Source organism: Prevotella sp. AM23-5 (genome assembly GCF_003473645.1).
Lineage (GTDB): Bacteria > Bacteroidota > Bacteroidia > Bacteroidales > Bacteroidaceae > Prevotella > Prevotella copri_A.
In genome coordinates, this window is record NZ_QUCG01000007.1 from 31,206 (window position 1) to 45,928 (window position 14,723).

General features: G+C 45.4%; 11 protein-coding genes. 4 read left to right on the forward strand and 7 right to left on the reverse strand.

Annotated features, from left to right (window positions below):
- The first annotated feature begins 9 nt into the window (after positions 1-9).
- Positions 10-198 (forward strand): hypothetical protein, encoded by a 189-nt coding sequence (locus DW657_RS03115; RefSeq protein ID WP_089543578.1) that lies wholly within the window; start codon positions 10-12, stop codon positions 196-198.
- A gap of 154 nt (positions 199-352) precedes the next feature.
- Here the strand turns inward: DW657_RS03115 and DW657_RS03120 are convergent, their stop codons facing one another.
- The 3 genes from DW657_RS03120 to DW657_RS03130 all read right to left on the reverse strand — a co-directional run bounded on the left by DW657_RS03120 (position 353) and on the right by DW657_RS03130 (position 5,066).
- Positions 353-1,051 carry a response regulator transcription factor gene (locus DW657_RS03120; RefSeq protein WP_089543577.1) on the reverse strand — a complete coding sequence of 233 codons (699 nt, stop codon included), beginning with the start codon at positions 1,049-1,051 and terminating at the stop codon, positions 353-355.
- Positions 1,052-1,096: 45 nt separating this feature from the next.
- Positions 1,097-2,656: a sensor histidine kinase KdpD gene (locus DW657_RS03125; protein ID WP_089543576.1), complete on the reverse strand. Its 1,560-nt coding sequence runs from the start codon at positions 2,654-2,656 to the stop codon at positions 1,097-1,099.
- A gap of 247 nt (positions 2,657-2,903) precedes the next feature.
- Positions 2,904-5,066 carry a translation factor GTPase family protein gene (locus DW657_RS03130; RefSeq protein ID WP_118311371.1) on the reverse strand — a complete coding sequence of 721 codons (2,163 nt, stop codon included), beginning with the start codon at positions 5,064-5,066 and terminating at the stop codon, positions 2,904-2,906.
- Positions 5,067-5,330: 264 nt separating this feature from the next.
- Here DW657_RS03130 and hemW point away from each other — a divergent pair, with 264 nt between their 5' ends.
- Positions 5,331-6,521 carry a radical SAM family heme chaperone HemW gene (hemW, locus tag DW657_RS03135; protein ID WP_118311372.1) on the forward strand — a complete coding sequence of 397 codons (1,191 nt, stop codon included), beginning with the start codon at positions 5,331-5,333 and terminating at the stop codon, positions 6,519-6,521.
- A gap of 29 nt (positions 6,522-6,550) precedes the next feature.
- Here the strand turns inward: hemW and DW657_RS03140 are convergent, their stop codons facing one another.
- From DW657_RS03140 to DW657_RS03150, 3 genes are all read right to left on the reverse strand, one after another.
- Positions 6,551-6,913 (reverse strand): hypothetical protein, encoded by a 363-nt coding sequence (locus DW657_RS03140; protein WP_118311373.1) that lies wholly within the window; start codon positions 6,911-6,913, stop codon positions 6,551-6,553.
- Between the two features lie 372 nt (positions 6,914-7,285).
- Positions 7,286-8,632 carry a citrate/2-methylcitrate synthase gene (locus DW657_RS03145; RefSeq protein ID WP_089543572.1) on the reverse strand — a complete coding sequence of 449 codons (1,347 nt, stop codon included), beginning with the start codon at positions 8,630-8,632 and terminating at the stop codon, positions 7,286-7,288.
- A gap of 5 nt (positions 8,633-8,637) precedes the next feature.
- Entirely contained in the window at positions 8,638-10,896 is a 2,259-nt protein-coding gene (locus DW657_RS03150; protein WP_118311374.1) for an aconitate hydratase, read from the reverse strand.
- Between the two features lie 359 nt (positions 10,897-11,255).
- On the opposite strand from DW657_RS03150, the gene trmD reads away from it, so the two are divergent.
- Entirely contained in the window at positions 11,256-11,933 is a 678-nt protein-coding gene (gene trmD / locus DW657_RS03155) for a tRNA (guanosine(37)-N1)-methyltransferase TrmD (protein WP_089543570.1), read from the forward strand.
- A gap of 190 nt (positions 11,934-12,123) precedes the next feature.
- Here the strand turns inward: trmD and DW657_RS03160 are convergent, their stop codons facing one another.
- Complete coding sequence (locus tag DW657_RS03160) at positions 12,124-12,966, reverse strand: patatin family protein (protein ID WP_118311375.1); 843 nt, start codon at positions 12,964-12,966, stop codon at positions 12,124-12,126.
- Between the two features lie 257 nt (positions 12,967-13,223).
- Between DW657_RS03160 and DW657_RS03165 the strand changes: the two genes are divergently transcribed.
- The gene (locus DW657_RS03165; RefSeq protein WP_118311376.1) at positions 13,224-14,639 is read left to right on the forward strand and encodes an aminopeptidase P family protein; all 1,416 of its coding nucleotides are present in this window, start codon (positions 13,224-13,226) and stop codon (positions 14,637-14,639) included.
- Positions 14,640-14,723: the final 84 nt, after the last annotated feature.

Consider the following 14,723-nt stretch of genomic DNA (forward strand, 5'->3'; position numbering starts at 1 on the left):
CAAGAAAATATGGATAAAAGACTCAAAAAATCGCTCCATACCCTCCCTTCCATGGGTATGACCTTCATCGTTTTGGGCGTTCTGCTGCTTGCGGCAAGCTTCGCCTTTGCCATCAAGAACAACATCATGCTGTTTGCAGGTCTGTTCTTCATCCTGGCTGGCATTGCCGGATTTGTCTATTCGCTGAAGAAGGGATAAGAAACGGAACCTGGACATGATGTTTCAGATAAGACGATTCAGAAATGAAAGAAAAAAAGGGATAGGTTTTCTGCAAACTTATCCCTTTTCTCTTTTTCCATAGATAGCTTTCTACTGCTTTATACAGTTTACAGCTTTTCTGTCAATCCATATCCTAATCCATATCCGGAACGATGAGCTTGTAGCCCTTACCATGGATATTGATAATCTCAATCTGCGGATCTTCCTTCAGATGCTTGCGGAGTTTGGTGATATACACATCCATAGAGCGCGCATTGAAGTAGTTGTCGTCAATCCAGATGGTCTTCAATGCGAAATCACGCTGAAGAATCTCGTTGGCATGAGCACAGAGAAGAGCAAGAAGCTCATTCTCCTTGGTTGTCAGCTTGGTCTGCTCATCACCGATGGTAAGTAGCTGCTTCTGTGTATCGAAGGTAAACTTACCGATGTGGTACATGGTAGATTCCTTGGTCTTCTTGCCACGTACACGGCGAAGGATAGCCTCTACACGGAACACCAGCTCCTCCATAGAGAAAGGCTTGGTGATATAATCGTCAGCACCTATCTTGAAACCTTCCAGAATATCCTCCTTCAAAGTCTTGGCAGTAAGGAATACGATTGGCAGATCTGCCGTCTGCTGGCGAATCTCCTGAGCCAGGGTAAAGCCATCCTTCTTAGGCATCATCACATCGAGTACGGCAATATCATACTTGTTCTTGGTGAACTCCTTGAAGCCTGCCTCACCGTCAGGGCACAATGTTGTAGCAAAGCCCTTGGTCTGCAGATACTCACGAAGCAACATACCCAAATTCTCATCATCCTCGCAAAGCAGGATTTTTACTGTCTCTTCCATATTCTTATTATTTTTACTTGTTAATATTCTATTTATCATTGTCTTTTAATCATGTATCACCGGCAGCTTGATGGTAAAGGTAGTACCCTTGCCCAATTCGCTGTCAACCTTGATTTCTCCACCATGCAATTCCACGATTTTCCTCACATAGGCGAGACCGAGGCCGAAGCCCTTCACATCATGCACATTGCCCGTATGTACGCGGTAGAACTTGTCGAAGATCTTCTTCAGGTTCTCCTTCTTCATACCCAAACCCGTATCATTGATAGAGAGATAGAGATGATGCTCATCATTCCATGTCTTCATCGTGACAAACAGAGGCTCTTCGGGTTTACGGTACTTCACGGCATTGTCCATCAGATTGAAAATCACATTCTGGAAATGCACCTCATCCACATAGAGCGTAGAGTCTATCGCCTCGATATCCACGTAAATCTTTCCTCCCGTATGCTCTACGCGGAGGGCGAAAGAGTGAGCCGCATTCTCAACGATTTCATTCAGATCGAGCTCCTTCTTCTTGAACACTGCCTTCTTGCGGTCGAACATACTCATCTGCAATACCTTTTCTACCAGGAAGCGGAGGCGCTTCGATTCATCATCTATCACACCACCCAGATGCTTCTGCATCTGCTCGCTCTTGGAAACCGATGGGTCGTTGAGCATCTGTGCCGCCAGACTGATGCTGGCAATAGGCGTCTTCAACTCATGGGTCATATTGTTGATGAAGTCATTCTTGATCTCCGTATATCGCTTCTGCCGGAAGATGACCACGATGGTGAAGATAAAGGTAATGAGCAATACCAGCGTAAAGATGACACTAGGAATCATGAAGCGCACACTGGAGAAGATGTAGCTGTTCATATCCGGGAAGTGAACCTTTACGACTCCCATCTTCGACTGCGGGTCGTTGCGGAAGAGTACCTGAGAATAGCTGTATTCCTCACCCTCGTCGGTATAATCCGGGCAACGGTACACCTCCCTGCCATCCTGGGTTGTTACCGTAAAGTGATAAGGGATATTGATTCCATTGTTCATCATCTCTGCCTTGAGATCCTGATCCAACTGCTTGAAGTTGATTCGTTCCTTCAATGGTTTATCGGATGCCGAGTAGAGAATGGAATAAACCACTTCGTCGAGCAACGCTTTCTGATACACATAGCGATTCTTCACAATCTCCTGCAAGGACTTCTGAGTCTCATTAAGCGAGTTCTTGTCGCTGCGCAGAATCATCGCCTTCGGCTTGTTGGCAGGATTGGTTGCAATGGTCTTCAACTCGAAGGATGAATAGACCGTACCATCCTTACCTACCACAGAATACTGATGAGAGTGCTGGATGGTTCCATCCAGCTGACCGCTGCGGGTTCCCACAGAATCCTTCTTACTAGCCTTGCGTTCAGTCTCATTGACATCCTTTTCAAGATAGCGCAAAGTTTCATTCAGCTCCAAGTTTCTTGAAGCTTGATATAGGGCTCTGTTGACCGACTCGTCAAACTGTTCCTTCTTCATGTTCACCATTTCCTGGATGTAACTGAGCTGCAGGAATAGCAGCGCAAGGAACGAAAAGCCCATAATAACGGCTATGGTCCAAATCGTTTTCTTTTTCATAGGGGCAAAGATAGGAAATTTCTTAATTGGTTAACACAAAACAGTTAATTATTTCATTTCAATTTGCTCAAATTAACAAAAATAAACGGTTATAATTGCATATATAAAAATAAAAGAGAGCCGACATATCACATGCAGGCTCCCCATTGGTCATATCAACATAAAATTTTAATTTATATAAGAGAGATAATTCGAAGTTATATTTCAAACAACATTTTTATCATAAAGATGAAATATCTTTTCTACTCTATTCAGCCTCCTTAGCCAGTTCAGCCTCATGATCGGCAATCAGCTTGCTCTGGATATCGGTAGGAACCAACTCGTAGCTGGCAAACTTGGTGGTGAACGAAGCACGACCACCGGTAAGCGAGCTGAGGGAGATAGAATAGTTGGCAAGCTCCTTGAGTGGAATCTTGGCACTCAACTTCTGGTAACCTGCCTCAGAATCCATACCCATGATAAGGGCACGGCGTCCCTGAAGATCACTCATCACATCACCCATATAGTCGGCTGGCACGTAAACCTCCAAATCATAGATAGGCTCCAGAATCTTTGGACCTGCCTGCTTGAAGGCATCGCTGAAAGCACGACGGGCAGCCAGCATGAATGACAACTCATTGCTATCTACCGGGTGCATCTTGCCATCATATACGATAACTCGGACATCACGGGCGTAAGAACCTGTAAGAGGTCCATGCTCCATACAATCCATGATACCTTTCAGGATAGCCGGCATGAAACGGGCATCGATAGCTCCACCAACCACAGAGTTGAGGAATACCAACTTGCCACCCCACTCCAGGGAAACTTCTTCACGGCTCTTGATGTTCATCTTGAACTCCTGACCGTTGAAGGTGAATGATGTCGGATCTGGCATACCCTCTGCGTATGGCTCAACGATGAGGTGAACCTCACCAAACTGACCAGCACCACCACTCTGCTTCTTATGACGATAGTCGGCACGAGCCTTCTTGGTAATGGTCTCACGATATGGGATGTGAGGCTCCTCGAAGACTACATTGAGCTTTTCGTTGTTCTCCAGACGCCACTTCAATGTACGGAGGTGGAACTCACCCTGACCGCGTACGATCACCTGGCGCAACTCCTTGCTCTGATCCACAACCCATGTTGGGTCTTCCTGACGCATCTTGAGAAGAGCAGCCATCAGCTTCTCTGTATCCTGGGCATTGACAGCCTTGATGGCACGAGAGTACTTAGGATTAGGATACTTGATGAAATCGAAGCGCCACTCAGCACCCTTTCCATTCAAGGTATTGCCCGTCTTCACGTCCTTCATCTTCACGGTACAACCGATATCACCGGCATTCAACTGATCTACAGGCACACGGTTGGCACCCGCACAGGCATAAATCTGTCCGATACGCTCCTTGGAACCACGGTCAGAATTGGTCAGGTCGTCACCACTCTTGATAGAACCACTCATCACCTTGAAGTAACTTACCTCACCGATATGTGGTTCCAAGCCTGTCTTGAAGAAGTAAACACTCTCAGGACCATTGGTATCAGGAGTAATTTCCTCACCACGGGTATTATGCACCTTAGGCATCTCGCTTACGAAAGGAACAACGTTGCCCAAGAACTCCATCAGGCGGTGAACACCCATAGACTTGCCTGCGCAAACGCAGAATACTGGGAAGATGCTGCGAGTTACCAATCCCTTGCGGATACCCTCACGAAGTTCCTCCTCTGTCAAGCTTTCACTCTCGAAGAATTTCTCCATCAAGCCCTCGTCGTTTTCGGCAGCAGCCTCAACGAGTGCAGCATGAAGTTCCATTGCCTTGTCCATTTCCTCCTCAGGAATATCCTCGATGATAGGAGCACCGCCTTCTGGTTTCCAGGAATATTTTTTCATCAATAACACGTCAATGAGAGCATTGAAGCCAGGACCTGTCTCGATAGGATATTGTATCTGCACACACTTAGAACCATAAATGTCCTTCATGGTGGCAATGAGGTTGTCAAAATCGCACTTGTCTGAGTCAAGCTGGTTAACGAGGAAAATAACAGGCTTGTTCAACTTCTCGGTATAACGGAAGTTGTTCTGGGTGCCTACCTCTGGACCATACTGACCATTGATAAGGATGACTGCCTGATCGGTAACATTGAGTGATGTAATGGCACCACCTACGAAATCATCGCTACCAGGGCAATCTATAATGTTAAGCTTCTTATTGTTCCACTCCACATGAAAAACGGTAGGGAACACTGAGTAGCCATACTCCAACTCTACTGGGAAGTAGTCGCTCACCGTATTCTTCGCTTCTACAGAGCCTCTACGCTTGATAACGCCTGCTTCAAATAACATACTCTCGGCAAGTGTAGTCTTGCCGCTACCCGCACTGCCCAGCAATGCAATGTTTTTAATCTCATTAGTCTGATATACTCTCATGACGCTTATAGATTTTTAAGGGTTATACTTAAAATTGCTAGTTATTCGACAGTCCAATCATACGATTTTTCTGTTTCGTGCTACTAAATTACACATTTTTCGGCAATCCAGCAAATTTTTTCACAAAAAACTTGCTCTAAATTAAATTATATTAGTAATTTTGCATCTTGTTAAGACATACTTCTAGGCTTATACCTTATTATATATAGAGAAAGATAAGACTAAAGCCAGAAATGCCGATTAGGAATTCAGACTTTAAAAAACATGGCAGGACTATACATACATATCCCATTCTGTGAGAGCCGCTGCATCTACTGCGGTTTCTACAGCACCACATCCCTCAGCATGCGGGATGATTACGTTGATGCTCTGTGCAAGGAAATGAAGATGCGCCCCTTCAAAACGGCAACTGATTACGATTACAGTTTAAGAACCATCTACCTGGGGGGTGGAACTCCCAGCCAGCTTACCCACGATCAGCTCATCCACCTTTTCGAAGGTATCAAGAAGGCTTATTTTCCTCCAGATCATCCGGAAGAAGAATTCTCTAAAATGGAAATCACGATGGAATGCAACCCCGATGATGTCTCAGAAGAATTCTGCAAGACTCTCCTGCAGCTGCCCGTAAACAGGGTAAGCATGGGAGCACAGACTTTCTCAGACCATCGCCTGGGCTTTCTTCACCGCCGCCACAAGGCTGCAGATGTCAAGGCTGCCATCAAAAGGTTGCGTGGCATCGACATCCACAACATCAGCATCGACCTGATGTTCGGATTTCCTGGCGAAACTCTGGAAGACTGGAAAAAAGACATTGATGAAGCCATCAAACTGGGGGTAGAACACATCTCTGCCTACAGCTTGATGTACGAAGAAGGAACGACTCTCTACAGAATGCTGGAACAGGGAAAGATAGAGGAAATCGATGAGGAAACCAGCCGACAGATGTATGAGCTACTCATCACCCAACTCGTCTCTGCCGGATACGAGCACTACGAAATAAGCAACTTCGCCAAGCCAGGCTACCGATCACGCCACAACAGCAGCTATTGGCATGAAGTGCCCTATATCGGAATAGGTGCAGCCGCCCACTCCTACAGACGAGAGACAAAAAGAGGTGAAGAAAACAAGATTGAAGCCACCAGAAGCTGGAATGTGGACAATATCAGGGAATACATCGCTTCCATCCAAAAGGGAGAATTGCCTAGTGAAACCGAATCCCTGGATCTTTCTACAAGATACAATGACCTTATCACCACGGCATTACGGACAAGCGATGGTATTGATATAGAAAAGATGGAAAAGGAGTTTGGTGACCAATTAGCTTCACAGATGATGCAGGAAGCTGAGAAGCATATTCATAGAGGACTCATGAAGATAAGCAACGGGAAGCTATCACTTACCCATGAAGGTCTCTATATATCAGATGACATCATGAGCGACTTTATGATCGTATAAAAATACATCATCACACAAAAAATGGAGCCTTAATTCCAAGGCTCCATTTTATCAAGACCATATTTCTTATATCTTTCGTAGTAATACTGTTTAATTTGATCAATTGCCTGAATGGTTGACTTCTTTTTCTGAAAAAAAGGTTTTATCATCTGCAAAAGAACAAACAGTACCACCACTATCAATAAAATAATGGCCCAAGACAGCACCTCACTCTTCAGATTGACATGAGGCTGAATGAGAATACCTGCAGCCACGGGAAGGATATAACACACCCAATCCATAGGCGTATCTAATTTCGTTGATTCCAGGTATTCCTGCCGCAGGTTGCCAGGAGCATTCAAAAGCATTCTCTTGCTGTGTGCGCTCCAATACTCTTCAAATTCTTTTTCCATTAACTTTTATTACTCCTCTTATTTAGGTACCAGTCTAATAGGCTATCTACAGACATCACCTATTCTCTTATACTCTTATTTATTATAACAATTTACTATTGTAGTCTTGCATTTCATGCAATTCGTCGACAAAGATACTACATTTATCTGTAATCCGCAAATATTTATCTCCAAGCATCAGTTTCTTAACTATATTTCACTAAAATATTTTTTTAAAGCCGTTTTTAAAACAAGATACGCTATTTAGTATCGAAAAAAAGACTACAGCCAAAAAGAAAAGCATATTCCCCCTGTACACACCAAATAAAAGGGCAATACTCATAGAAGCATTGCCCTTTTTAAATACTATGTATTTATTATTTGATGTATTTTTTATCTCTCACCCAATGGAGTATAATCCAACTCACCCAGAATATTCTTGTAAGCAGGACGGATGATGCGGCGACCCTCGAAGTTGAGCTCCTCGATACGATGAGCTGTCCAACCCACAATACGAGCCATGGCAAAGATAGGAGTATAAATCTCCTGAGGGAGACCAATCATCTCATAGATGAAACCGCTGTAGAAATCGAGGTTGGCACAGGCAGGCTTGCTGCCGCCACGATGCTCCTGCAGGCACTTGATACCCTCCTGCTCAATAAGCTTCAGAAAGTTGTACTCATCCTCCCTACCCTTCTCCTTGGCAAGCTCGCCAGCCAGGCGCTTCAACTCTACGGCACGAGGATCGCTCAAGGTATAAACCGCATGGCCGATACCATAGATAAGACCCGTCTTATCATAAGCCTCCTTGTTGAGCATGCGCTTCAGGTAGATATCGAGTTCGTTGACATTGGTCCAATCCTTGATAGCCTCCTTCAGATGATGGAACATATTGATAACCTTGATGTTGGCACCACCATGAAGAGGACCCTTCAAGCTACCGATACCGGCAGCAATAGAGCTGTAGGTATCCGTGCGGGTAGAAGAGGTGACACGCACCGTGAAGGTAGAGTTGTTACCACCACCATGCTCTGCCTGGATGATGAGGAGCAGATCGAGCATACGCGCATCCAGCTCAGAGTAGTTCTCGTGCTTCATCATATAGAGGAAGTTCTCTGCGATAGAGAGATTCTCGCGTGGATGGCGAATGTGCAAGCTTCTGCCCTGTACAGAGTGACGATAGATGTTGTATGCATAGGCGATGATCGTTGGGAACTTCGCAATCAGCTCCACACTCTGACGCATCAGGTTGTCGCGGCTGATATCGTCAGGGTTCGGATCGAAGGTGTACATTTCGAGCACGCAACGAGCCAGGATGTTCATGATGTTAGAACCCTCCAGCTCGATGATGTGAGTAATGGTACGGTGGTCGAGCGGCATGTTGTCGTTCAGGAGTTCCTTGAAAGCCTCCAACTCCTCCTTATCCGGCAGCTGACCGGAAAGGAGCAGGAAGGCAACCTCCTCAAATCCGAATCGTTTCTCCTTCAAGAGAGGAGTAACGAGGTCGTCAAGCTCGTAGCCACGATAATAGAGCTTACCCTCGGTAGGCTTCAGCTTGCCATTCTCATCGCGCTCGTAACCCACAACGTTACCGATGTTGGTCAATCCTACCAGCACACCAGAGCCATCCTCATTACGAAGTCCACGCTTTACATTGAACTTGGTGAATGCATCCTTATCTATCTTGCATGAGTTCTTTACCTCATCGCTTAATTTATATATCAAATATTCTTTATTCATAACTGTTACTTCTTTGCAGCAAAGTTCAATGCAGAACCAGCCTTGAACCATGCAATCTGTGTATCATTATAAGTATGCTCTACCTCGAAACTATCCTCAGATCCATCCTTGTGCTTCAAGGTGACGGTGAGTTTAGAACCTGGAGCAAACTCCTTCAAACCGGTGAGTGAGATGCGGTCGTCTTCCTGTACCTTATTATAATCATCCTTATTGCAGAATGTAAGGGCGAGCATACCCTGCTTCTTAAGGTTGGTTTCGTGGATACGGGCGAAACTCTTGGCAAGAATCACCTTCACGTTCAGGAAACGAGGCTCCATGGCTGCATGCTCACGAGATGAGCCTTCACCGTAGTTATCCTCAGCCACCACGATGCTGCTGATGCCCTGCGCCTTGTAAGCCTTGGCTGCGGTAGAAACCTCCACATACTTGCCATCCAACTGGTTCTTCACCTTGTTGCTCTCGCCATTGAAGGCGTTGACGGCACCCATCAGCAGGTTATCAGAGATATTCTGAAGATGTCCGCGGAACTTCAACCATGGACCAGCCATTGAGATATGGTCGGTGGTACACTTGCCCTCGGTCTTGATGAGGAGAGGCATATCTACCAGGTCCTTTCCATCCCAAGGAGCGAATGGAGCCAATTTCTGCAGGCGGTTGCTATCTGGAGCAATTACCACCTCAATGTTAGCATTTGCTTCGCTAGGAGCGATGAAGCCCTTGTCTTCTACAGCAAATCCCTTAGGAGGGAAGGTGAAACCAGCAGGCGCATCGAGCTTCACGCTATTGCCATCCTTATCTAATAAGGTATCGGTGGCTGGATTGAAATCCAGGCGGCCGGCAATGGTGAGTGCCACGGTGAGCTCAGGGCTACCGATGAAGGCAAATGTATTAGGGTTGCCATCAGCACGACGGCGGAAGTTTCTATTGAAAGAGGTGACGATGGCATTCTTGCGGGTGTTGTCATCAGTGTGACGCTTCCACTGTCCGATGCAAGGGCCGCAGGCATTGGTCATGATCAAGGCACCAATCTTCTTGAAGTCATCGAGGATACCATCACGCTCGGCAGTATAGCGAATCTGCTCAGAACCAGGGTTGATGATGAGCTGCCCCTTTACCTGGATGCCCTTCTCGTAAGCCTGGCGTGCCACACTTGCCGCACGGGCCAAATCCTGATAGGAAGAGTTGGTACAGCTTCCTACCAATCCAACTTCTACCACCATAGGATAATCATTAGCAGGACCCTTCGCCTTCATGTGAGAGATAGGGGTTGCCGCATCTGGAGTAAACGGACCATTGAGATGTGGCTCGACCTTAGAGAGGTCGATTTCTACAATCTGGTCGTAGAAGGCAGATGGATTGGCAAGCACCTCGTCATCAGCACGAAGTTCGGCAGCGTTCTTCTGGGCAAGAGAAGCAATCTCCTCACGACCCGTCTTGCGGAGATATTCGCTGGCATTCTGGTCGAATGGGAAGATAGAGCAGGTAGCACCCAGCTCTGCACCCATGTTACAGATGGTAGCCTTACCCGTGGTAGAGATGCCGTCGAGGCCATCGCCAAAGTATTCGAGGATGGCATTGGTACCACCCTTCACAGTGAGAATGCCCAAGATTTCGAGAATCACATCCTTTGGAGTAGCCCAGCCAGAGAGCTTACCCGTGAGATGCACACCGATGAGGCGAGGCATCTTGAGTTCCCAAGGCTGACCTGTAAGTACATCCACGGCATCAGCACCACCAACGCCCACGGCTACCATACCGAGACCGCCGGCATTTGGAGTATGGGAATCTGTACCCACCATCATACCGCCTGGGAAGGCATAGTTCTCGAGTACCACCTGGTGGATGATACCAGCTCCTGGTCCCCAGAACCCGATGTGATATTTCTGAGATACCGACTTCAAGAAATCATATACCTCCTTGTTGGTCATACATGCTTCAGGAAGGTCTTGAGTAGCACCCACGTCTGCACGAATCAAGTGATCGCAATGTACTGAAGCTGGAACAGCCACTTTATCCTTACCTGCGTTCATAAACTGCAAGAGCGCCATCTGAGCGGTAGCATCCTGCATCGCCACGCGGTTAGGTCGGAAATCCACATATTCTATACCTCTTTTATATGGGCGCAACTCAGCAGGGTCGAAAAGATGCGCAAAGAGCACCTTCTCGGCATAAGTGAGAGGTCGTTTCACAGTAGCCTTAGCCTGTTTTACACTTTCCGAATACGAAGCATAAAAGCTTCTCAGCATTTCAATGTCCAGTATCATCTTATTCACTAATTATTTGATTAATTATACACTCGTGTGCGCACACCATACAACAGCAAAATACGCACTACCGAACTTTTTTGTTTGCAAATATACGACTTTTTCTGCAAATAGTAGCACATTTTATCGAAAATTTATCATTTTGCTAGCATTTTTCTTGATTCTTGATGAATTTGTTGCATATTTATACGAAAGATTGCTGTTTTTCCACTATAAATAAAGAATTCAAAGTAAAAACATCAGAAAAGCAAGAAAACAATAGTAAAAGCAGAAGAAAATCAGAAAACAATCGCAGAAGAAAAAGAAAAACGATAAAACATTTGGCGCTATACACATTATTTATTATCTTTGCAGATGTTATGAGAATAGACATTATTACAGTATTACCAGAGATGCTGGAGGGATTCTTCAATGAATCCATCCTGGCACGTGCGCAGAAGAAGGGCCTCGCAGAGATCCATCTCCACAACTTGCGCGACTATACATTAGATAAATGGAAACGAGTGGACGACTATCCATACGGAGGAAGCGCCGGAATGGTGATGCAATGCGAACCAATAGACCGATGCATCACAGCCCTGAAGGCAGAGCGTGACTACGATGATGTCATCTATGTATCTCCGGATGGCGAGACCTTCAACCAGAAGATAGCCAACGAAATGTCGCTGGGTGGAAACCTCATCATCCTCTGCGGTCACTACAAGGGAATCGACCAGCGCGTGCGCGACCATCTTATTACCAGAGAAATCAGCGTAGGTGATTATGTGCTCACGGGCGGCGAACTGGCAGCAGCAATTATTTCAGATGCGGTAATCCGACTCGTACCAGGAGTCATCAGCGATGAACAGAGTGCCCTCTCCGACTGCTTCCAAGACGACATTCTTTCTGCTCCTATCTACACCCGTCCTTCAGACTACAAGGGTTGGAAGGTTCCTGAAATCCTGCTTAGCGGCAATGAAGCAAAAATCCGCCAGTGGGAATTTGACCAGGCAATGGAACGAACCAAGCGATTAAGACCCGACTTGCTTAAAGAATAATAGGCTGATAGGCAGAAGCCAATCTGCAGGATGGGCATATATAAAAGATAAGTACATATATTAAGGGGAGTATATATTAAGGTGAACATATATACAAGAATAGCCTGTTCTCAAAACACGACTTTTTGTTTTGAGAACAGGCTGTTTTATAATGAGAATTTCAAACTAGGAATCTATGATGCAAACTTCATCATAGGAATTTCTCACAAAACTTTTCTCCCAGCATAAATCCTTCTTCATAGAGACGCTCTAACCTATCCGTATCCTTCTCTATGCGCCCTACTTCCATTGGACGAATCGGACGGATACAAGTTATTTTGCCAGCAGCCTCCAAATCATCAATCAGTTGAATCTGCTCATTATAAACCTTATGCCGATGACTCAAGACCACTCGCAGGCGCGGATAGTTCTTATATAAATAAGGTAGCTTTCTATCTTTGCCAGTATCTCTCCAACCTTTGTTGCGGGTCAAGACAACCACATTGTGCTCATAACCTTTGTCTATAGCTCTCATCACGGGAATACTGTCTGATATTCCACCATCGAGCATTGGGATACCATCCACATCCACGATTTTACTCACGTATGGCAAACTGCTGGAAGCCCGTACAATATCGAGGGCACGCTGCCGATCATGATTTTCCGAAAGATACATAGGCTTGCCCGTAAGACAATTCGTGGTAACCATCTCGAATCGGTCGGCATATTTAAAATAGGTATCAAAATCGTAAGGAAGCAACAGATTCGGAAACTTATCGTAGAGCAACTCACGGTCGAAAATACACCCTTGCATTACCAGATGTCGGATGCCGATATACTGATACCTCGCCAAATAATCGATATTTGAGATACGGGCACGACGCGGCTGGCGACTGATGTACGACATACCATTACATGCACCTGCCGACACCGCCACCGTATATGGGAAATAAACATCATGCTTCATAAAAGCATCAAGTACGCCACTGGTAAAGACGCCACGCATACCTCCACCTTCCAAGACCAAACCAGTTTTTTCCAAATTCAACTTCATAACCTTTATTCTTCCACTGTTTTTTGATTGCATTACACTAATCAAGATTCATACTCTTACAGATTATCACTCTCTGCATTACTAACGATTTGCACTCTGAGAAAACTCATTTTCTTACATTTTGTCCCTCAAAAAGAGCATTTTTATATTAATTATTTATAAATTCGCTAGTTTTTTCTATTTTTGATTGCAAAGATAATACATTTTTGCGAAATAATTGCTAACTTTGCAGCAAAATAAAGTAAAATTCTAAAAATATGTTTAGCAAGGACACTTATATCAGCCGCAGACAAGAGCTTAAGAAGCTCGTCAAAAGCGGCGTCATCATTCTTTTCGGAAACAACAATTCACCTTGTAATTTCCCTAATAACGGATATTACCCATTCCGCCAGGACTCAACATTCCTGTACTATTTCGGTTTGCAGCGAGACGGTTTGGTTGGTGTAATTGACATAGATAACGACATCGAAACTTTAATCGGTGATGATATCGACTTGGTAGATATCGTATGGTACGGAAGCGTAGATAGCGTCCACAATCTCGCAGAGCAGGTGGGCGTACATAATTCTGCACCAATGAAGAGTCTGAAGACCATCTGCAATGATGCTATGGCGAAGAAACGCAAGATTCACTTCTTGCCACCTTACCGCTATGATATCAAGCTTCAGGTATTTGACCTCCTTGGAATTCATCCAAACCAGCAGAAAGAGGAAGCCAGCATGGATCTCATCAAGGCGGTTGTCAAGATGCGTTCTACCAAGACTCCTGAGGAAATTGAGGAATTGGAGCGTGCTTCTGTTATCGGATATAAGATGCACACCACTGCTATGAAGCTCGTCCGCCCAGGAATCACAGAAAAATATGTAGCAGGACAGGTAAGCGGAATTGCTCACTCTTATGGAGCAATGGTTAGTTTCCCTACTATCTTCAGCCAGCATGGAGAGATTCAGCATGGTTATCCATCTATGAATCTGCTCGAGGAAGGAAGACTGGCACTTTGTGATGCAGGTGCAGAGACTATGAACAATTACTGTTCAGACCATACTCGTACAATGCCAGTCAGCGGTAAGTTCAGCCAGCGCCAACTGGAAATCTACTCTATCGTAGAGGCATGTCACGACTACGCTCTGGAAGTTGCAAAGCCAGGTGTGAAGTGGGCTGATGTCCACTTTGCCGTATGCCGCTTGCTCTTCGACCGTATGAAAGAGTTAGGTCTTGCCAAAGGTGATACAGAAGAGGCTGTACGTGCTGGTGCCCACGCTATGTTCCTGCCTCACGGATTGGGACACATGATGGGTATGGATGTTCACGATATGGAGAACCTCGACCAGATAAACGTTGGCTTTGATGATGAAGTTCGCCCTAACCTGGAACAGTTTGGTACAAACTGCCTGCGTATGGGCCGTCGCCTTGAAGAAGGCTTCGTAGTAACAGATGAGCCAGGTGTTTACTTCATTCCAGCTCTCATCGACGAATGGAAAGCTTCAGGTCATTGTGCAGAGTTCCTCAACTTCGATAAGATTGAGACCTACAAAGACTTCGGAGGCATCCGTATCGAGGATGATGTACTCATCACCAAGGATGGTTGCCGATTCCTCGGAACCGACCGTATACCTTACCATCCAAAGGATGTAGAGGAGTATATGGCTGCCCACAGAGGAGAGATTCTTTAAATAGAAAAATCCATTCAAGCAAATGAACGAAGAACCCTCAAGGTTTTCAATACTTGAGGATTCTTCATAGAGAGATATAAGTAT

Bases quoted from the DNA above. Each gene is read 5' to 3' on its own strand.
- DW657_RS03115 (WP_089543578.1), top strand. From the start codon at position 10: ATGGATAAAAGACTCAAAAAATCGCTCCATACCCTCCCTTCCATGGGT.
- DW657_RS03120 (WP_089543577.1), bottom strand. From the start codon at position 1,051: ATGGAAGAGACAGTAAAAATCCTGCTTTGCGAGGATGATGAGAATTTG.
- DW657_RS03125 (WP_089543576.1), bottom strand. From the start codon at position 2,656: ATGAAAAAGAAAACGATTTGGACCATAGCCGTTATTATGGGCTTTTCG.
- DW657_RS03130 (WP_118311371.1), bottom strand. From the start codon at position 5,066: ATGAGAGTATATCAGACTAATGAGATTAAAAACATTGCATTGCTGGGC.
- hemW (WP_118311372.1), top strand. From the start codon at position 5,331: ATGGCAGGACTATACATACATATCCCATTCTGTGAGAGCCGCTGCATC.
- DW657_RS03140 (WP_118311373.1), bottom strand. From the start codon at position 6,913: ATGGAAAAAGAATTTGAAGAGTATTGGAGCGCACACAGCAAGAGAATG.
- DW657_RS03145 (WP_089543572.1), bottom strand. From the start codon at position 8,632: ATGAATAAAGAATATTTGATATATAAATTAAGCGATGAGGTAAAGAAC.
- DW657_RS03150 (WP_118311374.1), bottom strand. From the start codon at position 10,896: ATGATACTGGACATTGAAATGCTGAGAAGCTTTTATGCTTCGTATTCG.
- trmD (WP_089543570.1), top strand. From the start codon at position 11,256: ATGAGAATAGACATTATTACAGTATTACCAGAGATGCTGGAGGGATTC.
- DW657_RS03160 (WP_118311375.1), bottom strand. From the start codon at position 12,966: ATGAAGTTGAATTTGGAAAAAACTGGTTTGGTCTTGGAAGGTGGAGGT.
- DW657_RS03165 (WP_118311376.1), top strand. From the start codon at position 13,224: ATGTTTAGCAAGGACACTTATATCAGCCGCAGACAAGAGCTTAAGAAG.